Genomic DNA, 23,501 nt, shown 5'->3' with positions numbered 1-23,501 from the left:
GCGCGACGGCCATGGATTTTTCTCTTTCAGTCGAACACCAGATGGTCCGCGACAGCGCGCGCGACTACCTCGCCGCGCACAGCGATTCGGCGGCGGTGCGGCGCGTGACCGAGGCCGGGCCGGCTCACGACGACGCGCTGTGGCGTGCGATCGCGGGCGAGCTTGGCTGGTGCGGCATCGCGCTGCCCGAAGCCGTGGGCGGCGCCGCCCTGGGCGCGCCGGGGCTGGTGCTGCTGCAGGAGCAACTGGGCCAGCGCCTGGCGTGCGTGCCGTTCTGGTCGACGGCATGCGTGGTGGCGCCGTGGCTGCAAGGCAGCGTCGGCCACAGCGGGCCGTGGCTGGAGCGGCTGGCCACGGGCGAGTGCCGCGCCGCGGCGGTGCTGCCGGACCATGGCGGCTGGCACTACGACAGTGTCCCGATCACTGCGCGGGCCGGCGCGGACGGCTTCGTGCTGCGCGGCAGCGCCGCCCAGGTGGCCGACGTCGCCGGCACCGACTGGCTGCTGGTGCCGGCGCGCGCCGCCGATGGCGAGCCGGCGCTGTTCCTGCTGGAGCCGCCCGCGCTGGCGCAGGACGCGCGCTTCGCTATCGCGCCGCTGGACACGCTCGACCGCACGCGGCCGCTGGCGTCGCTGCGGCTCGACGGCCTGGCCGTTGCCGCAGGCGCCTGCCTGGCGCGGGGGAACGCCGCCGTCCAGGGCCTGGCCCAGGCGTGGTGGCACGGCAAGCTGATGCTGGCGGCCGAGCAGCTCGGCGCCGCCCAGCAATGCCTGGACCTGACCGTTGCCTATGCCTCGGAGCGCATCCAGTTCGGCCGCGCCGTCGGCTCGTTCCAGGCGGTCAAGCATCGCTGCGCGCAAATGATGGTGCTGGTCGAGGCGGCGCGCTCGGCCGTGTATGGCGCGGCGCAGGCGTGGGAGGCGGCGGCTGTCGCCGACGCGCGGCTCGAGATCTGCGCTGCCGCCGTCGCCGCCGACGACGCCCTGCGCTTCTGCGCGCAGGAAGCCATCCAGCTGCATGGCGGGGTCGGCTTCACCTGGGAATACGACCCCCAGCTCTATTTCAAGCGCGCGCAGGCCGCCGGCCAGTGGCTCGGCGGTGCCGGTGCCGCGCTTGCCTACGTTGCCGCCAATGGCCCGCAGGCATGGAGGACAGCATGAAAGCGAACGACGAGTCGGCATTCCGCGCCGAGGTGGCGGGTTGGCTGGCCGGGAACCTGGCCGGCGAATTCGAATGCCTGAAACACCGCGGCGGCCCCGGCGACGAAGAAGCCTATCCCGAGCTGCGCAAGGCGTGGGAGCGGCGGCTGGCCGAAGGCGGCTGGACCGGGCTGGGCTGGCCGCGCGCGCATGGCGGGCGCGAACTGCCGGTGATGCAGCAGGTGATCTTCCACGAGGAATACGCGCGCGCCGGCGGCCCGGGCCGCATGGGGCATATCGGCGAGGGTCTGATCGGCCCGACGCTGATCGCCTTCGGCACCGAGGACCAGAAGGCGCGGCTGCTGCCCGGCATCCGCAACGGCACCACGTTCTGGTGCCAGGGCTATTCGGAACCTGGGGCGGGCTCGGACCTGGCCAACGTACGCACGCGCGCGGTGCGCGATGCCGCCAGCGGCGACTGGCTGGTCAGCGGGCAGAAGGTCTGGACCTCGCTGGCGCACGAATCCGACTGGATCTTCGTGCTGGCGCGCTGCGAGCCCGGCTCGCGCGGCAGCAAGGGTTTGATCTTCCTGATGCTGCCGCTGGACCAGCCCGGCATCGAAATCCGCCCGATCCGCCAGATGGGCGGCGGCGCGGAGTTCAACGAGGTCTTCTTCGACGGCGCGCGCGCCGCGGCCGCCGACGTGCTGGGCGAGCCCGGCGACGGCTGGCGCATCGCCATGGCGCTGCTCGGCTTCGAGCGTGGCATCTCCACGCTGGGCCAGCAGATGCAGTTCACGCATGAGCTGGAATGGGTGGCGCAGGCCGCGCGCGACAACGGCAGCAGCCGCGACGCGCTGGTGCGCCAGCGCATCGCGCGCGCCTGGGCCGGCCTGCGCGTGATGCGCGCCAACGCCTTGCGCATGCTGGCCGGCGCCGCGCAGGCCAGCCAGGACGGCGGCACTGCCTTGCAGCGCGAGGCGCTGATCTACAAGTACTACTGGTCCAACTGGCACCGCGACCTCGGGCAACTGGCGCTCGACGTGCTGGGCCCGCTCGCCAACGTGCTGGACCCGGCCGACACGCGCCGCACGCGGCTGCAGCAGATGGCGCTGTTCTCGCGCGCCGACACCATCTACGCCGGCACCAACGAAATCCAGCTCAACATCATCGCCGAACGCGGGCTGGGCATGCCGCGCGAGGCCCGAGGACAGTTATGACCCTTCATGCAGAAATCCCCAGCGCCCCGGCCTATGTGCCGGGTCACGAACTGCTCGCCGGCAGGAGCGTGCTGATCACCGCCGCCGCCGGCGCCGGCATCGGCTTTGCCGCCGCGCGCCGCTGCGCCGAGGAAGGCTGCCGCGCGCTGATGATCTCCGACATCCATCCCAAGCGGCTGGACGAGGCGGTCGAGCGCCTGCGCGCGGAAACCGGGCTGCAGGCCATCCATGGCCAGCTGTGCGATGTGTCCGACGAAGCGCAGGTGCGCGCACTCGTGGCCGCGGCAGAGGAGGCACTCGGCGGCACCGATGTGCTGATCAACAACGCCGGCCTGGGCGGCTCGCGCCGCCTAGTTGATATGGACGATGCCGAGTGGTCGCGCGTCATCGATATTTCTCTCACCGGCACCTTCCGCATGACGCGCGCGATGCTGCCGCACATGCAGGCGCGCCGCCGCGGCGCCATCGTCAACAACGCCTCGGTGCTGGGCTGGCGGGCGCAGAAGGAGCAGTCGCACTATGCCGCGGCCAAGGCCGGGGTGATGGCGCTGACGCGCTGCAGCGCGATGGAGGCCGCCGAGTTTGGCGTGCGCATCAACGCGGTGGCGCCGAGCATTGCGCTGCACGACTTCCTGAAGAAGTCGGCGCCGGCGGATCTGCTGCGGCAACTGAGCGAGCGCGAGGCCTTCGGGCGCGCGGCGGAGGTGTGGGAGGTGGCCAATGTGATGGTGTTCCTGGCCAGCGATTATGCGTCGTATATGACCGGGGAGGTGTTGCCGGTGAGTAGTCAGCGGGCTTGAAGCGCTGACAAGTGCCGGGATTAGCCACCACCGCTCGCATAGGCTCCCCTCTCCCGCAGGCGGGAGAGGGGAGCGAACAAGCGGGAGTGATGGGCTCGTCGGCAAGTCGGCTGACATGGTGAGGAAACACAGGAAACAGCAATGCCAAGAATCTTCCGCTGCGCCGAAGACATCCACGCCGCCGTCGGCCAACACCTCGGCGCCAGCGCCTGGACCCGCATCACCCAGCAACAGGTCGACCAGTTTGCCCATGCCACCGGCGACCACCAGTGGCTGCACGTCGACCCCGAACGCGCCGCGCAGGGCCCCTACGGCGCCTGCATCGCGCACGGCTACCTGACGCTGGCGCTGGTCAACCAGTTCCTGCCCGAGCTGGTCGCCGTCAAAGGCATGAAGTTCGGCGTCAACTACGGCTGCGACAAGGTGCGTTTCCCGGCGCCGGTGCGTGTCGGTGCACGCGTGCGCGGCGTGGGAGAGGTGGTGCGCGCCGAGACCCTGGATGGCGGCGTGCAGTCGGTGGTGCGCATGACCGTGGAAATCGAAGGCGAGCCCAAGCCCGCCTGCGTGGCTGAAACCATCAGCCGCTACTACTTCTGAACAGGAACACACAGCATGAAAGACGCAGTCATCGTCGCCGTCGCGCGCACCCCCATCGGCAAGGCCTTCCGCGGCGCCTTCAACGATACCGAAGCCCCGGTGCTGGGCGGCCACGTGGTGCGCGCGGTGGTGGAGCGCGCCGGCGTGGACCCGGCCGAGGTCGACGATGTGCTGATCGGCGCGGCCGCACAGCAGGGCACCCAGGGCTACAACCTGGGCCGCCTGTGCGCGGTGGCGGCGGGCCTGCCCGACAGCGTTCCCGGCATGACCATGGACCGCATGTGCGGCTCCGGCCTGATGACGATCGCGGCGGGCGCGCGCGCGATTCAGTGCGGCGAGGCCGACATCATCGTCGCCGGCGGCGCGGAGTCGATCTCGCTGACGCAGAACAAGCACAAGAACAGCTATCGCGCCCAGTCCGAAGCGGTGCTGGCGCGCCAGCCGGCCGCCTACATGGCGATGATCGAGACCGCCGAGGTGGTGGCGCGCCGCTATGGCATCAGCCGCGCCGAGCAGGACGCCTACGCCTGGCGCAGCCAGCAGCGCACCGCCGAGGCGCAGCGGCGCGGCGCCTTCGATGACGAGATCGTGCCGCTGGAAACGCGCCGCGCGCTGTTCGACAAGGCCGGCGCGCTGACCGGTCACGAGACCGTGCGGCTGGCGCAGGATGAATGCAACCGGCCCGACACCACGGCTGCCAGCCTGGAGGCGCTCAAGCCGGTCTGGAGCGGCGGGCAGGCCGTCGCCGCGGGCGAGCACATCACCGCGGGCAATGCCTCGCAGCTGTCCGACGGCGCCGCCGCGGTGCTGCTGATGAGCGCCGACGAGGCGCGCCGCCGCGGCCTGCGTCCGCTAGGGCGCTATCGCGGCATGGCGGTGACGGGCTGCGCGCCGGACGAGATGGGCATCGGCCCGGTGTTCGCGGTGCCGAAGCTGCTGGCGCGCCACGGCATGACGGTGGCGGATGTGGGGCTGTGGGAGCTGAACGAGGCCTTTGCCTGCCAGGTGCTGTACTGCCAGCAGAAGCTGGGCATTGCCGATGCGCGGCTGAACGTGAATGGCGGCGCGATTTCCGTCGGGCATCCGTTCGGCATGTCGGGTGCGCGCATGACCGCGCATGCATTGATCGAAGGCCGCCGCCGTGGTGTGCAGCAGGCGGTGGTGACGATGTGCATTGGTGGGGGGATGGGGGCGGCGGCGTTGTTTGACGTATTGCCATAAACAGAGGTAGCGCTGCCGGTTTTCTCCCCTCTCCAACGCCAGTGGGAGAGGGGCTGGGGGTGAGGGCCAGAGCCTCCACGAAGTCATGGGCGTCAGCATTGAGAGCGCCGGCCCTCACCCCCGCCCCTCTCCCGCACGCGGGAGAGGGGAGCAAACAATCACGAGGCCACGTGCCATCACTCCAAAACGGAGGAGACATCATGAAACGACTGATCGGCATTGCCATGTCGCTGGCCGTGCTGGCCACCGCGGTATGGGCCTTCGCGCCGCGTCCGCTGCCGCCGTTCCCGGCCACCGCGCTGCGCCCGGACGGCCTGCAGGTCAACGGCATCGCCCGCGCCGGCGAGCGCCTGGTCGCCGTGGGCGAGCGCGGCAAGATCCTGTTCAGCGATGACCAGGGGCGCAACTGGCGCCCGGCAGCGGTGGACAAGCCGCAAGGCGCCACGCTGACGCAGGTCGCCTTTGCCGACAGCCGCCGGGGCATCGCGGTCGGGCACAGCGGCCAGATCCTGCGCACCGAAGACGGCGGCGCGCACTGGCAGCAGGTCGCATTCGATCCGGAATCGTCGGATCCGCTGCTCGGAGCGCTGGCGCAGGCCAGCGGGCCGTGGTTCGCGGTGGGTAGCTTCGGCCGTTTCCTGGTGTCGCGCGACCAGGGCCGGCACTGGGAGGAGGCCGGCGGCAAGGCCATGCAGGACCGCCACCTCAACGCCATCGCCAGCGACGGGCAGGGGCGGCTGATGCTGGTCGGCGAGGCCGGGCTGGTGCTGCGCTCGACCGACGGCGGCAGCCAGTGGGAGCCGGTCAAGACCCCTTATGAAGGCTCGCTCTACGGCGTGCTGCCGCTGCGCGACGGCGCCTGGCTGGCCTACGGCATGCGCGGCAACGCCCTGCGCAGCGAAGACTTCGGCACCACCTGGCGCGCGGCGGAGACCGGCCTCAGGACCTCGTTCTTCGGTGCCGCCGAGCTTGCCGATGGCCGTATCGTGCTGGCCGGGCAGGGCGGCGTGCTGGTGATGTCCGCCGACGGCGGGCGCCGCTTCGCGGTGCTGCCGGCGGGCAGCCCGCAGACCCTGGCCGCGCTGGCGGCCACCGGCAAGGACACGCTGGCGCTCGGCGGCAACGGCGGCCTGGCCGGCGCCACGCTCGCCGCCAATCACTGAACTCGACCGACCGGACGCGAACCATCATGACCCGCCCCCAATCCTCCGGCCGCCTGGGCCACTTCGTCGATGCCTGCGCCGGCGCGCTGATGCGCCGGCGTCGCCTGCTGCTGTTGCTGTGCCTGGCCGTGACCGTGGCGCTGGGCTTTTCCGCCACGCGCCTGCGGCTCGATCCCGGCTTCAACAAGATGATCCCGCTGCAGCACCCGTACATGCAGGTGTTCACCAAGTACGCCAGCACCTTCTCCGGTGCCAATACCGTGCTGGTGAGCCTGCGCTGGAAGGGCGACGGCGATATCTACAACGCCGCCTTCATGGACAAGCTGCGCCACGCCACCGATGAAGTGTTCTTCATCCCCGGCGTGGACCGTTCGCGCGTGTTCTCGCTGTTCACGCCCAACGTGCGCTACACCGAGGTCACCGAAGCCGGCTTCCGCGGCGACGTGGTAGTGCCGGGCCGCTTTTCCGGCGCGCCGGACGAGCTCGACAAGGTGCGGCGCAACGTGGCCCGTTCCGGCCAGATCGGCCGCCTGGTCAGCAATGACCTGAAGTCCGCGCTGATCCGCGCGGAGCTGCGCGAGACCGATCCGGCCACCGGCAAGACCATCGACTACGGCTCGGTGGCGCGCCAGCTCGAGAAGATCCGCGCGCAGTTCGGCGGCACCGATGTCGAAGTCAATATCGTCGGCTTCGCCAAGCTGGTGGGCGATGTCGAGGCCGGCATCGCCGGCGTGATGGGCTTCTTCGCGCTGGCGTTTGCCGTCACCGCGCTGCTGCTGTGGCTGTACACGCGCTCGCTGCGCATCACCGCGCTGGCGCTGGTGGTGGCGCTGCTGCCGGTGGGCTGGCTGCTGGGGCTGCTGCCGCTGCTTGGCTATGGCATCGACCCGATGTCGATCCTGGTGCCGTTCCTGATCTTCTCGATCGGGGTCTCGCATGCGGTGCAGATGACCAATGCGTGGAAGCAGGAGGTGGCGCAAGGGCATGGCCCGGCCGACAGCGCCAGCGCGGCGTTCCGCAAGCTGTTCATTCCCGGCACCGTGGCGCTGCTGACCAATGCGCTGGGTTTCATGGTGATCATGCGCATCGAGATCGATATCGTGCGCGAGCTCGGCATCACCGCCTGCCTGGGCGTGCTGCTGATGATCGTGACCAACAAGGTGTTCCTGCCGATCCTGCTGTCGTACACGCGGCTGGAGCCGTCGGCGCTGGCGCGCGCGTCGCGTGCAGCGCACGCCAGCGGCCAGGGAAGCCTGTGGCACAGGTTCGGCGCGCTGGCGCGCCCGGCGCCGGCGCTGGGCGTGTTCGTCGCGGCGCTGGCGCTGCTGGCCTTCGGCGCGATCGAGTCGCGCGACCTGAAGATCGGCGATGTCGGCACCGGCGCGCCGGAGCTGCGCGCGGATTCGCGCTATAACCGCGACAGCGCCAGCATCGTCAGCCAGTACAACATCGGTTCGGATGCGCTGACCGTGGTGGTCGAGCCCTCCGGCTTCGACGACGGCTGCCTGCACTATCCGGTGATGAGTGCGGTGGAGCGCTTCGAGATGCATATGCGCGGCGTGTCCGGCGTGCAGTCGGTGGTGAGCGTGTCGTCGCTGGCCAAGGTGGTGATCGGCGCGTACAACGAGGGCAACCCGCGCTGGGAGGCGCTGCCGCGCAACAGCGCCGGCCTGAGCCAGGGCGCCAAGGCCTTCGACCCCGACAACGGCATGAATACGCCGAACTGCCAGGCGATCCAGGTGCTGATCTACACCGCCAACCACGAAGGCGCGACCATCGCCCACATCATCCGCGAGATCCGCCGCTTCAATGCCAGCGACAAGACCCCGAACGTGGCCTTCCGCCTGGCGGGCGGCAATATCGGCGTGATGGCGGCGACCAACGAGGCGGTGGAAGAGGCCGAAGTGGCGATGCTGCTGGCGATCTTCGGCGCGATCACGCTGCTGTGCCTGCTGACGTTCCGCTCGTGGCGCGCGGTGCTGTGCATCATCGTGCCGCTGACGCTGGTGTCGGTACTGTGCAATGCGCTGATGGCGCGCCTGGGCATCGGCCTGAAGGTGTCGACGCTGCCGGTGATCACGCTGGGCGTGGGCGTGGGCGTGGACTACGGCATCTACCTGTACGAGCGCATCCAGCACCAGATCCGCGAGGAAGGTCAGGCGCTGCCGCAGGCCTTTGCCGAGGCCATGCGCCAGCGCGGCTCGGCGGCGCTGTTCACCGCCCTGACGATGTGCATCGGCGTGGGCACGTGGGCCTTTGCCGCGCTCAAGTTCCAAGCCGACATGGGCATCCTGCTGGCGTTCATGTTCCTGGTGAACCTGTTCGGCGCGGTGTCGCTGCTGCCGGCGCTGGCGGCCTGGCTGGGCGTGGAGCAGGAAGAGCGCGCCCGCGCCCGCGGCGCGGCCGCGCGGCCGGCCGGGGCTGCCGCCGGGGCCGAGCCGAGCCCGGTGACGCATGGCCTGAAGTCCGACACGGCCTGAACCTCGCTGCCGGAGAAAACGCATGCCCGCGATCCAGACCTCCGCCGCGCCGGCCTTTACGCCGCTTCGCATTGGCCCGCTGACGCTGCGCAACCGCTTTATCAAGGCCGGCGCGAATGAAGGCATGACGCCGCAGGGCCTGCCGACCCGGGCGCTGGTCGAGCATCATCGCGACCTGGCCGCGGGCGGCGTCGGCATGACCACGGTGGCCTACGCGGCGGTCGCCGACGACGGGCTGACCTTCGCGCACCAGCTCAGCATGCGCGCCGAGCAGGTGCCGCACCTGCGCGTGCTGACCGACGCGGTCCATCGCGAAGGCGCGGCGGCCTGCCTGCAGATCACGCACGCGGGTTCGTTCACCACCATGCGCCACCGCGGCAGCCGGGCGCCGGGCAGTGCCTCGTCGGGCCTCAATGCCTTCGGCATGATGCACGGCGTGTATTTCCAGCGCGCCATGCGCGCGCCGGACATGGAGCGCGTGGCCGGCCAGTTTGCCGCGGCGGCGCGGCTGGCGCGCGACGCCGGCTTCGACGCGGTGGAAATCCACATGGGGCACGGCTACCTGCTCAATCAGTTCCTGTCGCCGCTGAGCAACCGGCGGCGCGATGCCTTCGGCGGCAGCGTGGAGAACCGGACCCGCTTTCCGGCCGCGGTGCTGCGCCGGGTCAAGGACGCGGTCGGCGCCGGGCTTGCGGTGTGCTGCAAGCTCAGCGTCAGCGACGGCGTGCCGGGCGGCAACGAGGCCGCCGACTCGGCGCTGACCGCGCGCCTGCTGGAAGCCGAGGGCGCCGACCTGCTGACGCTCAGCGGCGGGCGCAACGTGGAAAGCCCATGGGCGCTGTTCGGCAGCCCGATGCCGACCGCGCAGATGAAGGCCGCCGCGCCGACCGCGCTGGCGCGCCTGGGCATCACCATGCTGGAACGGCGCACGCCGCGCGACCTGGCCTTCCGCGAACTGTATTTCCTCGAAGCCTCGCGCGTGGTGCGCCAGGCGGTGCGGATGCCGCTGGCCTATATCGGCGGGGTCAAGTCGCTCGGCAACGTGGCGCAGCTGATGGGGGAGGGCTTCGACGCCGTGGCTTTGGCGCGTGCGCTGATCCATGACCCGGCGCTGGTCGCAGGCTGGCGCGCCGGCACGCTGCAGCGTTCGGCCTGCGACAGCTGCAACGGCTGCGTGGCGCGCATCTACGATCCCGCCGGCGTCAGCTGCGTGCATGGCCCGGGCAACGACCCGGCACTGACCCGCATGGTTGCGCTGCAGTAGTCCGATGGGACGATGAGGCCAGGGCCGGACGCCCCTATCTTGAAGGTCCCACGGGATTTCAAGGAGACAGACGCCATGAGCGTACAAGGCTACAAGATCGAATCGCGCCCGCCCGAGGCCCGCTACGCGCGCGGCTGGCATTGCCTGGGCCTGGCCGACAGCTACCGCGACGGCATGCCGCACACGCTGGACATCTTCGGCAGGCGCCTGGCGGCGTTTTCCGACTCGACCGGCGCGATTCGCGTGATCGACGGCCACTGTCCGCACATGGGCGCCGACCTCAGCACCGGCACCGTGCAGGGCGACAACCTGGTGTGCCCGTTCCACGGCTGGCAATGGGGCGGCGACGGTGCCTGCAAGTCCATCCCCTATTGCAAGCGGGTGCCGCCCAAGGCGCGCATCGGCGCCTGGGAGACCTGCGAGCAGAACCGCCTGCTGTTTATCTGGCACGATCCCGAAGGCCGGCCGGCGCCGCCGGAAGTTGCCATTCCGCGCATTGATGCCTGCTTCTCGGACGAGTGGTCCGACTGGGCCATGGACGAGATGGTGATCCGCACCAACTGCCGCGAGCTGGTCGACAACATCTCCGACATGGCGCACTTCGGCGTGGTCCATGGCGCGCCGGTGGACTACTTCGCCAACCTGTTCGAAGACCACAAGGCCACGCAGCTGATGATCGGGCGCAGCGCCCGGCTCTCCGGCGACTCGCAGCTGACGGCGCTGTCGACGTACTTCGGCCCGGCCTACCACATCACCGACATGAGCGGCCGCATGGGCGACCAGGAGATCCACTCGGTGCTGCTGAACTGCCATGTGCCGATCGACCTGAACAGCTTCGTGCTGCGCTACGGCGTGCTGGTGAAGAAGGTGCCCGGGCTGTCCGATGAACAGAACCGGGCCATGGCGCAAGCCTATGTGGACCAGGCCCGCGCCGCGTTCTACGAGGACGTGGCGATCTGGGACAGCAAGATCCGCATCGACAACCCGCTGCTGTGCGAAGGCGACGGGCCGATGTACCAGATGCGCGACTGGTACCAGCAGTTCTATACCGACGTGGAGCAGGTACGCCCGTCCAGCGTGGCGCGGCGCGTGGTCGAGATGAACCTGGCCAACATCGAGCCGCCGGTGCTGCGGCACGTGTTCGAGGACTGACCATGAGAACGGTGGTGGTAACCGGCGCCGCTTCCGGCATGGGCGCGGCGGTGCGCCAGCGCATGCTGGCCGACGGCTGCCGCGTGATCGGCGTCGACCTGCGCGACGCGGACATCCTGGCCGACCTGTCCACTGCGCAGGGCCGCGCGGGCGCCATCGATGCGGTGCTGTCGCAGTCGGGCGGCCGCATCGACCAGCTGGTCTGCTGCGCCGGCCTGGGGCCGCATGTCGATCCCGCCACGCTGGTGGCGTCGGTCAACTACTTCGGCGTGGTGGCGTTGCTGGATGGCTTGTTCGATGCGTTGCGCGAGGGCACGCAGCCGTGCGCCGTGGTGGTGTCTTCCAGCTCGGCGACGCTGCAGTCATGGGAGGGCAGTCCGCTGCGCGATGCCTACCTCGCCAATGACGAGGCCGGGGTGCTGGCCATGCTGGCCGCTGCCGCGCAAGCCGAAGCCACGCGCGAGCAGGCCGGATACATCGCCTACGCCAGCTCCAAGCATGCGGTGACGGCGGCGGCCCGGCAGCGTGCCGCCGCCTGGGGCCAGGCTGGTGTGCGCCTCAACGTGGTGGCCCCGGGCGCGGTGGAAACGCCGCTGCTGCAGGCGGGGCTGGCGGACCCGCGCTACGGCGATGCCATCCGCGATTTCCTGCCGCCGCTGCGCCGCCGTGCGCAAGCGGAAGAGGTGGCTGCGCTGATCGCTTTCCTGTGTGGGCCGCAGGCGGCCTATATGCACGGCAATGTGGTCTTCGTCGACGGCGGCCTCGATGCCGCGCAGCGTCCGCTGACGTTCTGATCCGCCCGGATCGGGTAGTGCGCGCGGTGTCATGGGAACGGGCTTCGGCTCTGCGGACGGCCGTCGTGCTTGACTGGCGTGGCTGTTTCGCCGGCGTAGCCGGCGACCTACTTCTTGTCCGAGCGACAAGAAGTAGGCAAGAAACGCGTCGCCTGAGCGGCTGGCTAAGGCGACGTTGGTGTTTCCAGTGGCGGTGACTTACGGTCCGGCGGTTGGTGGTTCGACCCTGCTGACGCTACCTGGATGTGCCTGGCGTTCGAGGGCGGATGGACGAACCCGACTTTAGGTCGGTGGCAACCTGCTAACGACGTTATTGGTGGGACGCCTTCGGCTGCGCTGCGCGCGCTCCCTATCTCAGGTTTTGGGCTCTGGCACGGAGTGCGTCGCTGCGCTCGCACGGCGCTGTCGCGGGCTTGCCCAACGGCTTTTCTCTCCCGCTTGTTTGCGCCCCTCTCCCGCGTGCGGGAGAGGGGCGGGGGTGAGGGCCTGCGTATCCACGAAGGGAGGCCCCCGAATCCATGCATGCGCTGTTGCTCCAGAACAGAGGCTGCCAGATTCATTCAAAATCCAACGTGCGCTTCACGGTGAGGATGCGTTTCGGTGATTGGCTATTGGCTGGCCGGTCAGGTTAGGGCAGGATGCGGCGTCCGTATGGGAATGCGAAACGTCCTATCGCGTCACACGTCGTAGCGCGGGAGACTGGGGCTGTCATCGAACAACGGTGACCGAGTGTGGAAACTCGAAGCCTTACCCCCGGGCAATCGCTCTTGCGGTTGCCCGCGTCCGCATACGCGCGCACCCACCTCCATGGCGGGCCGGGCGAGGCAGCCAACAGGCTGACCGGGATTGGGGTAAGTGCCCGGTTTCCACCCTCGTCGTCAGGCCCGCCGCCCTCCGATAGCGTCGTGCGGTGGACCTTCATGCAACGATAGGAGATCCTATGTCGGAAATCGATCTATCCTCGGTGCGGTACAGTCTTCCGGCGGTGGCAGCCGGTATTGATGGGGTGCTTGCATTGCTGGAACAGCAGAGCGAATGGTGGGAAGGAAGCTTGGGGGCGTTTTGCTTGCTGGGGTTGGTGAAGGCCCAGTTGGAACGGGTGGTGGAGGAGGAGCTGCCGGCTTCTTGATGTTGGCGGCATTGAAATCGAAAAGAACCAAAAAAAGAAGGGCGCCCCAAAGGGCGCCCAGCCAATCACGATGCGATCAGGTGCCTGAACCGCGCGCCGCGTCGGGCGAGAAGAAGGCCTCGTTGAACTCGGGGCTGTTGTTCAGCTTTGCCATCGGCCCTTCGTTGGTCAGGCGGTCTGCCAGGTAGGCGCCCGAGATCAGGTCATGGTAGAACACCGTAGCGGCGGAGAAGCGGCGCGCGTCGTAGGCGTAGACCAGCGCCTGCAGGTTGGTGCGCCACAGCTGGCCGCGGCCGTCGTAGTTGTCGGCGGCAACCGATTGCCAGGTGTCTTCGTCGAGATACAGCACGCGCTTCGCATACTGGTGGCGGAAGCCGGGTTTCAGCGTGGCCTCCAGGATCCATACCCGATGGAGTTCGTAGCGCATGACGTCCGGATTGGCGTGCCCGTTGGTCAGCAGGTCCTTGTACTTGACTGCGGCGCTCATCAGCTTGTAGCTGTGGTACGGAACGTAGAACTCCTTCTTGCCGACGATCTTCCAGTTGTAGCGCTCGCCGGAGCCGTTGAAGAGGCGGTCGTCATCCACCGTGCGGAAGCCGCCGGGGCCCTGGGGCTGGTCGAAGCCGAATTCCGGCGCCTGGCGCACGCGCCGGGTGCCCGGGTTGTAGATCCACGTGCGGTTGGTATCCGAGCCTTCCTGGTCCCAGACGGCATACCCGACGATCACCTGGCCGCGGTCACGCAGGGGCAGGTCGGTGGCGGTGCGGAAGAAGGTCCGCTCGTTAAGGGGGTTGTTGGGCTCGAACTTGCCGTGGTTGCGCGGCGAAAAGATGCTGTACGAGACGCGCCCCCAGGCGATCGAGCCGTTCGGATAGACCACGGCCTGGTCGTACTGCGCCTTCTCGGTGCCAATGGCCGCCGAGAAACGCTGGTTCCACAGCAACTCCATGGCGGTCTTCGGGATCGGGTAGGGGACCTGGGGCCCGGCGTCCTTCAGGCCGTTGCCATCGCTCGTCATGCTGACGGTGGTGGCGTAGGTGCGGATGTCCTTGTAGGCGGCGTCCTCGAAGCGGAAGTCGCGATGGCTGGGGTACACCGGCATCTTGAAGGTGTCGGGGTACTTCTTGAACAGCGCTTTCTGGCCTTCGGTCAGCCGCTCGGCATACTGCGCCATGTTCTGCGCGGTGATGACGAACAGCGGCTTCTCGTCGGCATACGGGTCCGGATAGCGGTCACCGCGCTGATACTTGACGTGGGGCGGCGCACCCAGCCACTTTCCGCTCCACGCCGGCACATCGCCGTCCTTGCTGGCGGCGCGCTCGGCGCCCATCGGCGTGAGGTTGCCGTCAAGCTGCTTGAGTTCTTCGGGTGTGACCTTCGCCCACGATGCCGCGGCTAGTGCCATGCTGGTCACCAGCAGGCCGCCGCGCAGCAGTCGATGTGTAGTGGATGTCATTGCAGTCTCGCTCCTTGGGAATGGCCGGCGACGTCCGTGCCTGTGGACACAGGGTAGTGACGGCGCCGCGGCCGGGAATCGTTGGAACGGACTAGTGGATTTCCCCTAGGCTGGGGAGCAGGCAACAAAAAGGCCGGGCAAGTGCCCGGCCTCTGTAGTTGTGACGGATCGCCAGAGCTTGAATCAAGCCTCCATCACTTCCCCAAATCGCTGCAGATGGTAGTCGCTGTCGCCCAGCAACTGGTCCAGCATGGTCAGGCGCTTGAAGTAGTCGCCCACCGACAGCTCGTCGGTCATGCCCATGCCGCCGTGCAGCTGCACCGCCTGCTGGCCGACAAAGCGGCCGGCGCGGGCCACCGTCACCTTGGCGGCCGACAGCATGCGGCGGCGCGCGGCGGGGTCGGTTTCATCCAGCGCCTGCGCGGCGACGTAGGCCATCGACAGCGCCAGCTCCTTCTGCACCAGCATGTCGGCCATGCGGTGCTGCAGCGCCTGGAAGCTGGCCAGCGGCTTGCCGAACTGCTGGCGCGTACCCAGGTATTCGCCGGTGATCTGGATCAGCCTTTCCATCGCGCCCGCGCCCTCGGCGCACAGCGCGGCGATGCCATGTTCCAAACCGACACCCAGCGCCGCCAGGCCGTCGGCGGGCTGGCCCACCAGCGCGCTGGCCGGCACGGCAACGTTCTGCAGCGACAGGTCGGCGGCGCGCAGGCCGTCGATGGTCGGGTAGGCGGTCACGCCCAGGCCCTTGCTGTCGCGCGGCACCAGGAACAGCGCGATCTCGTTGCTGCCCGATACGCGCGCGGTCAGCAGGTAGGCGTCGGCGGCGGCGCCGTGCCAGACCACGCTCTTGGTGCCGCTGATCACGTAGCCGTCGCCGCTGCGCTCGGCGCTGGCGCGGGCCGATTCCGGGCGGTAGCGCGTGGTCGGCTCCAGGTAGGCCAGCGTGACGATGCGCTCGCCCGAGGCGATCGCCGGCAGCCATTGCTGCTTTTGCGCATCGCTGCCGTGGGCTGACAGGACGGCGGCGGCCATCACGCCGCTGGGCGTGACCGGCTCCAGCACCAGGCCGCGGCCCAGCTCGCGCTGCACCACCAGCTGGCTGGCCGGGCCTTCGCCGAAGCCGCCGAAGTCGGCCGGCACGGTCAGGCCCAGCACGCCCATCTCTGCCAGCTTGTTCCACACGCCGCGGTCCAGGCTTTCGCCCTGGCGCGCGCTCTTGCGGCGGGCCTCGAAGGTGTATTCGGTATCGATGAAGCGGCGCAGGCTGTCCGCCAGCATCTGTTGCTCTTCGCTGTAGGTGAAGTCCATGTCAGCTATCCCTTCAGAAACCCAGGATCATCTTGGAGATGATGTTCTTCTGCACTTCGGTCGCGCCGCCGTAGATTGAGGTCTTGCGCATGTCGTAGTAGGTGGAGGCGGCCGGTGCGGCCCACTCCGGTCCCGAAACCGGCTGCGTCGCGCCAGGCTCGAGCCAGTCCGGCGAGTACGGCCAGGCGTTGGGGCCGGCCACTTCCATCATCAGCATGCCCAGGTCCTGCTGCACTTCCGAACCGCGGATCTTGACGATCGACGCCTCCGGCCCGGGCGTGCCGGCGGCCTGCGTGGCCACGCGCAGCAGCAGCATTTCCAGCGCCATGATGTCCATCTCGATGCGCGCGATCTTGTCGCGCATGCGCACGTCCTCGATCAGCGGGCGGCCGGCGCCGTCGGTGGCTTGCGCGGCGTAGTGCTTGAGCTGGCGCAGCTCGCGGTGGCAATGGCCGATGCCGGCGATGCCGGTGCGCTCATGGCCGAGCAGGTACTTGGCATAGGTCCAGGCACGGTTCTCTTCGCCGACCAGGTTCTCGACCGGCACTTCGACGTCCTCGAACCAGGTCTCGTTGACGTCGTGGCCGCCGTCGAGCGTGGTGATCGGGCGCACCGTCACGCCGGGCGACTTCATGTCGATCAGCAGCATCGAGATGCCTTCCTGCGCCTTGGCCTCGGGATCGGTGCGCACCAGGCAGAAGATCCAGTCGGCGAAGTGGGCCATCGTGGTCCAGGTCTTCTGGCCGTTGACGATGTACTTGTCGCCCTTGCGTACCGCGCGCGTCTTCAGCGAGGCCAGGTCGGAACCCGAGCCCGGCTCGGAATAGCCCTGGCACCAGAAGTCTTCCACGCCCGGGATGCGCGGCAGGAAGCGCTGCTGCATCTCGGGGCTGGCGTACTTCATCAGCACCGGGCCGATCATGGTCAGGCCGAACGGCAGCAGGCGTGGCGCGCCGGCGCGGAAGGTCTCGATCTCGAAGATCAGGCGCTGCAGCGCGGTCCAGCCGGTGCCGCCCCAGTGCTTCGGCCAGGTCGGGGCGCCCCAGCCCTGCGCCTGCAGGATGCGGTGCCAGCGGACGTAGTCGTCCTTCTCCACGCGCTGGTGGTTGAGCACCTTGTTGCGGATGTCTTCCGGCAATCTGGCCTGCACGAAAGCGCGGACTTCCTCGCGGAAGGCCTGTTCCTCGGCGGTGAAACGCAAATCCATCTGAATGTCCCCTGTGGTACGCGGGCTGCGCGGTGCCGGCGCGCGAACCGGCGGTGTTGCCGGGTTGTGCGGCGCGTCATGGCGCAAGCCCTTGCTGTGCCGGCCGATTGTATTGGCGGGCCGGGATTCGTTGCTTTATCAATCCGGAAGGCGTCCTTCGCGCAGGTGGAACCAGCAGCACGCGGCAACGCCTGCGCATGGGCGCCAGCGTGCGGACCGCGGCGTGGACGAACACGACCTTAGTGAATTCCAAATGGCTGTGGCGCGGGGCTTGCCGCAAACTGATGCAGCCAGTTTTGATGTGGCCGGGTGCATTCCGCCGCATATCCGACTCAGCTCGCATTCGAGAGACCCCCCAGCACCATGTCTTCCTTCCGCCCCCAATTCATCCACGAGATCCCCGCCCACTGGGCCGCGCAGACACCGCAGGCACCCTGCCTGTACGAGAACGGCACCGTCATCAGCTATGGCGATTTGTGGCGGCGCATCGAAGCCGCGCGTGACTGGCTGGCGGGGCAGGGCGTAGGCGAGGGCGACCGTGTAATGGTCGTGGGCGAGAACTGCAACGAGATGGTGGTCACGCTGTTCGCCTGCAGCCTGCTGCACGCCTGGCCGATCAACGTCAACGCGCGCCTGTCCGCGCGCGAGATCGACAATATCCGCGACCACGCCCAGCCGGCGCTGGTGCTGTTCACCGGCCATGTTTCCGACGTGGCCGCGGCGCATGGCGAGCGGCTGGGCGCACAGGCCACCGGCTGCTCGGTCTACGACGATGGCATGGTCGTCTGCCTTGCAGCTACCGCGCCGCAGCGCGAGCCCGCCGAACTGGCCCGCCGCGTCGCCACGCTGATCTATACCTCTGGCACTACCGGCGCGCCCAAGGGCGTGATGGTGCCGCACGCCGGGCTGACGCAGTTCGCGCGCATCTCCGCCACCTCGCGCGACATGGGCCCGGCCGACGTGGCCTACGGCGCGCTGCCGATGTCGCATATCTTCGGCATCGCCACAGTCCTGATGGCCACGCTGTACGCCGGCGCCGGCCTGTTCCTGCGCCCGCGCTTCGACGCCAATGAAGTGTTCGGGGCCCTGGCTGCGCCGGGCGTCACCATCCTGCAGGGCGTGCCGACCATGTTCACGCGCATCATGGCGGTGGCGCCCGCGCTGGGCGCGAAGCCCGGCGCCTATCCGCGCCTGCGCTACCTCTATACCGGCGGCGCGCCGCTCGATCCCACGCTCAAGCGCGACGTCGAAACGCTGTTCGGCCAGCCGCTGCACCACGGCTACGGCATTACCGAATACGCCGGCTCCCTCTTCATCACGCGCATGGACGCGCCGCGCGCCGATTGCTCGGCCGGCTATATCGTCGAAGGCGTGGAGATCGCCATCACCGATGCCGAAGGCAAGCCGCTGCCCGCAGGCGAACGCGGCCAGATCCGCGTGCGCGGCCCGGGCGTCATGGTCGGCTACTACCGCAATCCCGAACAGACGGCCGAGGCGCTGCTGCCCGGCGGCTGGCTCAATACCGGCGACCTTGGCTATCTCGACGCCGACGGCGCGCTGTTTATTTCCGGCCGCTCCAAGGACCTGATCATCCGTTCCGGCTTCAACGTGTACCCGATCGAGGTGGAGTCGGTCATCAACGCCTTTGCCGGCGTGCGCCAGTCCGCGGTGGTGGGGCGCACCACGGGCGACGGCAACGAAGAGGTAGTGGCCTTCATCGAACTGCAGGAAGGCGCCGAGCTTGACCGCAAGGCGCTGGACACCTACCTGCGCGACAGCCTCGCGCCGTACAAGCGGCCCGCCGAAGTCCGCACCGTCGACGTGATTCCGACCACGGCGAGCGGCAAGCTGCTCAAGCAGCCGCTGCGCGCCATGCTCGACTAAAGCCCCCGGGGCACGGGGTCCCGGGCACTACAGCCATCCCTGGAGGAGAACATAAATGAAAACATGGAAGACGCTGGCCGCGCTGACTGCCACGCTGTTGCTGCAAGGCGCGGCGTGGGCCGCCGACGCTTATCCGTCGCGCCCGGTCAAGCTGCTGGTGGGCTACGCCCCCGGCGGCCCGGTCGACACCGCCGCGCGCATCTACGCCGAGCAGCTCGGCCGCGTGCTCAAGCAGCCGGTGGTGGTGGACAACCGCGCCGGCGCCAGCGGCGCGATCGCCGCCGACATGACCGCCAAGGCGGCGCCGGACGGCTACACGCTGTATTTCGTCGCCAGCCCGACCATGACCATGACGCCGTTGATCCAGCACTCGGTCAACTTCAATCCGGCCAAGGACTTCACCTACATCGGGCTGATCACCGACTACACCAACGTGCTGCTGGTGAACAAGGATTTCCCGGCGAAGAACGTGGGCGAGCTGGTCGCCTACGCGCGCAAGAATCCTGAAGGCGTGTCGTTCGGCTCAGCGGGCGTGGGGGCGTCGAACCACCTGTCGGCGGAATTGCTGGCGCAGATGAACAACGTGAAGATGCTGCACGTGCCGTACAAGGGCAACGCGCCCGCGATGGCCGACGTGATGAGCGGCAAGGTCACCTTCATGTTCGACATCACCGGCACCGCCATCGGCCATATCAACGGCGGCAAGGTGCGCGCGCTGGCGGTCACCTCGAAGACCCGCAATCCCGCGCTGCCTACGGTGCCGACCATGATCGAGTCCGGGCAGAAGGACTATGACCTGACCGGCTGGTATGCGCTGGTGGGGCCGCAGAAGCTGCCGGCCGATGTGGTCGACAAGCTGGTCAAGGCGCAGAAGGCGGTGGGGGAGGATGCTGCTTTCCGGCAACGGATGACCGCTGGCGGCTATGACGTCAATATCAGCACGCCGAAGGCGCTGGGGGATCGGATTCAGCGGGAGTTGGCGTTGTGGGGTGGGGTGGTGAAGAAGGGAGGGATCCAGGCGGATTGATCGCTTGTGGATGTTGCGGAAAAGCCGGCGAGAACGCCGGCTTTTTCGTTTCTGGAGAGGTGCATAGAACCTGCGCAAAATGGTGCAATTCGCCACCGCGTTTCCGCAAGAGCCAATTGTCGCGACGCTGTCACGACAATTGAGCTGGTCGCATTTCGTAGCGCTGCTGCCGCTGAAAGCGGTGGCAAAAGCGATAGCCTTCGCTTCGTTGATACTCCCGCCCTCACCCCAACCCTCTCCCGCAAGCGGGAGAGGGAGTACGCAAGCGGGAGTTTGAAAGCCGGAGGCAAATGAAACGGCTGAGAGATTGCTTGCCACTGCCGGTTTGCTCCCCTCTCCCGCTTGCGGGAGAGGGGCGGGGGAGAGGGCCGGCGCATCCACGAAGCCAGGCGTCGAAATCATCCACGCGCCTTCAGGGACTCGCCAGTTTTCGAGGCAACGCCTGTCAACCATGGCGGCGCCTTCGCCAAAGCGCGGCTTGTCCGCCCTGAGAACTTTGGCAACTTCTGCGATTGATCTGACGTATCCATCCTTCACAATCTGCGCCTTGATTGTGAACGACAAGCGGCTCTAGACTGGGTGGTCTTCTGACACAGCAGGAGCCGGGAGTGAGAACCTGGTTGCGCTACCTCTTCTTCTACCTTACGGAGGTCAACAATGCACCAGTCCACCATCGAATCCGACGTCTTCATCCCGCTCCGACTTGATGATTCCCTTTCGCGGTTCAGCCCTGAAACCCGCCGCGCAGCGCGCGAGGATGCGCTGCCTGTTCCCCGACAGCTCTTGCTATTGAATCTGTTGGATCAAGCCGATGCGATTGCGCGAGGGACAGCCTGCGTGCTGACGTTGGTGACCCACAGCGAATGCGATGCGCAGGAAGAGGGAAGCGTAGCCTTGCAGGCAGCTACGTTGGATGCCTTGCGAGAGCTGTGCCGAGCCTCCCTTGGATTGCTGGCTGAAAGGGTAGAGGACGTCGCGGATGGGATTGAGGACGCGCTGATCGGATAGCCAGTCGCGGCCCACGAGGCTTCGTGCCCCCGCACGAAGCGAGCCGCGGACTCGTCCAGGAAGTTGACTTACCGAGGGGCGGTAGAACCACCTTGTTGCCGTATGTGCATGATGTTCTGCTGGCCGCAATTTTGGTATAAAATTTTATACAGGCGCGCGATGGAGAAAGAGATTCGCTGGGTCGGGTCAGCCTACCACGACCTGCTGGCTTTCCCCGCGCAGGCCCGCTAGCAGGCGGGGTTCCAGTTGGGCAGGATCCAGGCGGGACTGGAACCAGAAGACTGGAAGCCCTTTGATGACCTGGGACCGGGCACCCGCGAAATTCGCCTGCGTGATGCGAGCGGCGCATTTCGTGTGATATATGTCGCAAGGTTCGAGGAAGCCGTGTACGTGTTGCATTGCTTCCAGAAGAAGTCGCAGGCGACGAATCTGACGGACAAGCGCATCGCCGAAGCTCGCTATCGAGCTATCGCCAACGCGAGGAAAGGCAAACCATGAAGATCGACACCCAGATCCGCCACGTCACCAAGCCGGGCGCCAACCTGTTCCTGGAACTTGGTTTTCCGCCCGCGGAAGCCAAGCGGCTGCAGGCTGCGTCGAAAAAGCAGATCAACGACACCAAGCAGCTGAAGGAACAGCTCATGGACGAGCTGGTGGCATGGATAGAGCAGCATCAGCTGAAACAGGCGGACGCTGCCGAAATCCTGATGGTGTCTCGTCCGCGCGTGTCGGACGTGGTGAACCGAAAGACGTCCAAGTTCACCATCGACACACTGGTCGAGATGTTGAGCCGTATTGGCAAGCCCGTTCGCCTGGCGATCGGGCAATAAGGTAAGCCTGGGGCGCGCATTAGCGAGGCGGCGCAAAGCTGGCAAACGGATGCATGAGTCCGCCCGCAGCATCCCTGGCCGCCCTTGGCTTTACCCCTCCACCTCCGCCCACCCCTGCATCGCCTGCCCGCCAGCATCATCCCCCGTCCACAGCACCAACCGCCCCGGCTGCGCCGAATCGGCGGCGCCACCAACAGTGATGGTGTCCTGATCAAACAGCGGCGCCAGCCCCCGGAACCCAAAGCGCTTCACGCGCGCCCGCGGCTGCTCGCGTGCCACCAGGTCCAGCATCAGCATGGCCTGCATCGGACCATGCACCACCAGCCCGGGATAGCCTTCGACATCGCGCGTATAGCTGCGGTCGTAGTGGATGCGGTGGCCGTTGAAGGTCAGCGCGGAATAGCGGAACAGCATGACGGCGTCGGCCTGCAGCGTGCGTTGCCATTGCGCGGTGTGTTCCAGGCGCGGGCGCGGCGGCTGCGGCTTGGACGGGTCCGGCATGGCGCGGTAGACGATGTCGTGGCGCTCGTTGATCGCGGTCTTGCCGTTGACGGTCAGTTCATGGTCGACGGCGACGAACCACAGTTCGCCGCTGCGGCCGGTCTTGTACTGCACGTCGGCGATGGTGGAGGTACGCGTGACGGTATCGCCGATATGCAGCGGATGGCTGAAGCTCAGTTCGCTGCCGGCCCACATGCGGCGCGGCAGCGGCACCGGCGGCATGAAGCCGCCGAGCGTGGGGTGGCCATCGCGGCCCAGTTCGTGCTGCGGGGCGCGCGGCAGGAAATAGAGCCAGTGCCACAGCGGCGGCAGCGGTCCCGCGGCAATGGCCTCGGCGTCAAGATCGAAGGTGGCGGCCAGGCCGGCGACCGGTTCGGGCGACAGCGTTTCGGTGCGCGATTCGCTGCGGCCGATCCAGCCGCGCAGGCGTTCGAGTTCGGAAGTGGCGTCAGTCATGGGCTTGCAGGTTCGGGTTGGACAGGAAAGGCCGGCGCTATTGCGCCAGCGCCAGCAGGCGCCTGGCCTGCTCGATCACGGGCCGGTCGACCATCTTGCCGTCGACCTGCACGGCATGGCTGCCGCTGGCGGTGGCTTCGAGCACGCGGCGGGCCCAGTCCAGCTGTTCTTCGCCGGGCAGGAAGCCGGCGCGCACCGCGCCCAGCTGCGCCGGATGGATGCACAGCTTGCCGGCAAAGCCGAGTTCGCGTGCGTAGGCGACGTCGCTGGCCAGTACGGCTTCATCTTTCAACGCGGTGGTCACGCCGTCTACCGGCGGCGGCAGCCCGGCCACGCGCGAGGCCAGCACGATGCGCGCGCGCGCGAACGCCAGCGCGTCGCGGGTATGGCTGCAGCCCAGGTCCACCGCATAGTCGAGCGAGCCGAAGGCCAGGCGCGCCACGCCGCCTGCCGAAGCCACGGCATCGACCTGGTGCAGGCCGAGCGCAGTCTCGATGATGGCGACCAGCTCGCCCCGCGGGTTGAGCGCCTGCAGGGCCTGCGCGATGGTGCTCAGCGCGGCGGCATCCTCGGCCTTGGGCACCAGCAGCCCGGCCAGTGCCGTGCCGGCAGGCAAGGCCCGCAGCCAGGCCAGGTCCGCGGCAAAGGCGGGCGAGGCGCTGTCGTTGATGCGCACGAAGGCGTTGGCGCCGGGCCGGCCGGCCAGCCATGCGGCGATGGCTGCGCGCGCGGCGGGCTTGGCGTCCGGATGGACCGCGTCCTCGAGGTCGAGGATCATCACATCGGGGCCGGCGGCTGCGGCTTTGTCGAAGCGCTCGGGCCGGTCGCCCGGCACGAACAGGTAAGTGACGGCAGTTGACAT

The 23,501-nt window shown here is 68.1% G+C and carries 22 protein-coding genes; 17 read left to right on the top strand and 5 right to left on the bottom strand.

Features of this window, described 5'->3' with window-relative positions:
- The first annotated feature begins 11 nt into the window (after positions 1-11).
- The 11 genes from GA0116996_RS12420 (at position 12) to GA0116996_RS12365 (ending at position 12,959) form a co-directional block, all read left to right on the top strand.
- Positions 12-1,160 carry an acyl-CoA dehydrogenase family protein gene (locus tag GA0116996_RS12420; protein ID WP_092311523.1) on the top strand — a complete coding sequence of 383 codons (1,149 nt, stop codon included), beginning with the start codon at positions 12-14 and terminating at the stop codon, positions 1,158-1,160.
- On the top strand, positions 1,157-2,359 hold the full coding sequence (locus GA0116996_RS12415) for an acyl-CoA dehydrogenase family protein (protein WP_092311520.1): 1,203 nt from the start codon (positions 1,157-1,159) through the stop codon (positions 2,357-2,359). The genes GA0116996_RS12420 and GA0116996_RS12415 overlap by 4 nt, the downstream gene beginning before the upstream one ends.
- Entirely contained in the window at positions 2,356-3,159 is an 804-nt protein-coding gene (locus tag GA0116996_RS12410) for an SDR family oxidoreductase (RefSeq protein WP_092311517.1), read from the top strand. Before GA0116996_RS12415 ends, GA0116996_RS12410 begins: the two co-directional genes overlap by 4 nt.
- A 141-nt stretch (positions 3,160-3,300) precedes the next feature.
- Entirely contained in the window at positions 3,301-3,756 is a 456-nt protein-coding gene (locus tag GA0116996_RS12405) for a MaoC family dehydratase (protein WP_092311514.1), read from the top strand.
- A gap of 15 nt (positions 3,757-3,771) precedes the next feature.
- Positions 3,772-4,977: an acetyl-CoA C-acyltransferase gene (locus GA0116996_RS12400; RefSeq protein ID WP_092311511.1), complete on the top strand. Its 1,206-nt coding sequence runs from the start codon at positions 3,772-3,774 to the stop codon at positions 4,975-4,977.
- Between the two features lie 200 nt (positions 4,978-5,177).
- Positions 5,178-6,140 carry a WD40/YVTN/BNR-like repeat-containing protein gene (locus GA0116996_RS12395; RefSeq protein ID WP_092311508.1) on the top strand — a complete coding sequence of 321 codons (963 nt, stop codon included), beginning with the start codon at positions 5,178-5,180 and terminating at the stop codon, positions 6,138-6,140.
- A 26-nt stretch (positions 6,141-6,166) separates the two neighbouring features.
- The gene (locus GA0116996_RS12390) at positions 6,167-8,620 is read left to right on the top strand and encodes an efflux RND transporter permease subunit (RefSeq protein ID WP_092311505.1); all 2,454 of its coding nucleotides are present in this window, start codon (positions 6,167-6,169) and stop codon (positions 8,618-8,620) included.
- Positions 8,621-8,642: 22 nt separating this feature from the next.
- Positions 8,643-9,884 (top strand): NADH:flavin oxidoreductase, encoded by a 1,242-nt coding sequence (locus GA0116996_RS12385; protein WP_092311502.1) that lies wholly within the window; start codon positions 8,643-8,645, stop codon positions 9,882-9,884.
- 75 nt (positions 9,885-9,959) lie between these two features.
- The gene (locus tag GA0116996_RS12380; protein ID WP_092311500.1) at positions 9,960-11,036 is read left to right on the top strand and encodes a 3-ketosteroid-9-alpha-monooxygenase, oxygenase component; all 1,077 of its coding nucleotides are present in this window, start codon (positions 9,960-9,962) and stop codon (positions 11,034-11,036) included.
- Positions 11,037-11,038: 2 nt separating this feature from the next.
- On the top strand, positions 11,039-11,830 hold the full coding sequence (locus GA0116996_RS12375; protein WP_092311498.1) for an SDR family oxidoreductase: 792 nt from the start codon (positions 11,039-11,041) through the stop codon (positions 11,828-11,830).
- 940 nt (positions 11,831-12,770) lie between these two features.
- Complete coding sequence (locus tag GA0116996_RS12365; RefSeq protein WP_092311495.1) at positions 12,771-12,959, top strand: hypothetical protein; 189 nt, start codon at positions 12,771-12,773, stop codon at positions 12,957-12,959.
- Between the two features lie 76 nt (positions 12,960-13,035).
- On the opposite strand, the gene GA0116996_RS12360 is transcribed toward GA0116996_RS12365, so the two are convergent.
- The 3 genes from GA0116996_RS12360 to GA0116996_RS12350 form a co-directional block, all read right to left on the bottom strand.
- Entirely contained in the window at positions 13,036-14,415 is a 1,380-nt protein-coding gene (locus tag GA0116996_RS12360; RefSeq protein WP_092311492.1) for a DUF1329 domain-containing protein, read from the bottom strand.
- Between the two features lie 183 nt (positions 14,416-14,598).
- Positions 14,599-15,726 (bottom strand): acyl-CoA dehydrogenase family protein, encoded by a 1,128-nt coding sequence (locus tag GA0116996_RS12355; protein WP_092311489.1) that lies wholly within the window; start codon positions 15,724-15,726, stop codon positions 14,599-14,601.
- A 13-nt stretch (positions 15,727-15,739) separates the two neighbouring features.
- Positions 15,740-16,933, bottom strand: a complete 1,194-nt coding sequence (locus GA0116996_RS12350; RefSeq protein ID WP_092311486.1) for an acyl-CoA dehydrogenase family protein — start codon at positions 16,931-16,933, stop codon at positions 15,740-15,742.
- 363 nt (positions 16,934-17,296) lie between these two features.
- Between GA0116996_RS12350 and GA0116996_RS12345 the strand changes: the two genes are divergently transcribed.
- The 6 genes from GA0116996_RS12345 (at position 17,297) to GA0116996_RS12320 (ending at position 21,682) form a co-directional block, all read left to right on the top strand.
- Positions 17,297-18,817 carry a class I adenylate-forming enzyme family protein gene (locus GA0116996_RS12345; RefSeq protein WP_092311483.1) on the top strand — a complete coding sequence of 507 codons (1,521 nt, stop codon included), beginning with the start codon at positions 17,297-17,299 and terminating at the stop codon, positions 18,815-18,817.
- 55 nt (positions 18,818-18,872) lie between these two features.
- Positions 18,873-19,844: a Bug family tripartite tricarboxylate transporter substrate binding protein gene (locus tag GA0116996_RS12340; RefSeq protein ID WP_092311480.1), complete on the top strand. Its 972-nt coding sequence runs from the start codon at positions 18,873-18,875 to the stop codon at positions 19,842-19,844.
- A 79-nt stretch (positions 19,845-19,923) separates the two neighbouring features.
- A complete protein-coding gene (locus GA0116996_RS28650) occupies positions 19,924-20,121 on the top strand; it encodes a DUF1016 N-terminal domain-containing protein (protein WP_092311477.1) in 198 nt (65 codons plus the stop codon).
- Positions 20,122-20,501: 380 nt separating this feature from the next.
- A complete protein-coding gene (locus GA0116996_RS12330; RefSeq protein WP_092311474.1) occupies positions 20,502-20,852 on the top strand; it encodes a hypothetical protein in 351 nt (116 codons plus the stop codon).
- A 246-nt stretch (positions 20,853-21,098) separates the two neighbouring features.
- Positions 21,099-21,350, top strand: a complete 252-nt coding sequence (locus GA0116996_RS12325) for a type II toxin-antitoxin system RelE/ParE family toxin (protein WP_244159839.1) — start codon at positions 21,099-21,101, stop codon at positions 21,348-21,350.
- Positions 21,347-21,682 carry a helix-turn-helix domain-containing protein gene (locus GA0116996_RS12320; RefSeq protein ID WP_092311471.1) on the top strand — a complete coding sequence of 112 codons (336 nt, stop codon included), beginning with the start codon at positions 21,347-21,349 and terminating at the stop codon, positions 21,680-21,682. Before GA0116996_RS12325 ends, GA0116996_RS12320 begins: the two co-directional genes overlap by 4 nt.
- Before the next feature lie 90 nt (positions 21,683-21,772).
- Here GA0116996_RS12320 and GA0116996_RS12315 read toward each other — a convergent pair whose 3' ends face one another.
- Both GA0116996_RS12315 and GA0116996_RS12310 read right to left on the bottom strand, forming a co-directional pair.
- Positions 21,773-22,639, bottom strand: a complete 867-nt coding sequence (locus GA0116996_RS12315) for an HTD2 family dehydratase (RefSeq protein WP_092311468.1) — start codon at positions 22,637-22,639, stop codon at positions 21,773-21,775.
- A gap of 37 nt (positions 22,640-22,676) precedes the next feature.
- Entirely contained in the window at positions 22,677-23,501 is an 825-nt protein-coding gene (locus GA0116996_RS12310) for an HpcH/HpaI aldolase/citrate lyase family protein (RefSeq protein ID WP_092311465.1), read from the bottom strand.

Source organism: Cupriavidus alkaliphilus (assembly GCF_900094595.1).
GTDB lineage: Bacteria > Pseudomonadota > Gammaproteobacteria > Burkholderiales > Burkholderiaceae > Cupriavidus > Cupriavidus alkaliphilus.
The sequence above is the reverse complement of the archived record's forward strand: the minus strand, read 5'-3'. Positions and strand labels throughout refer to the sequence as shown.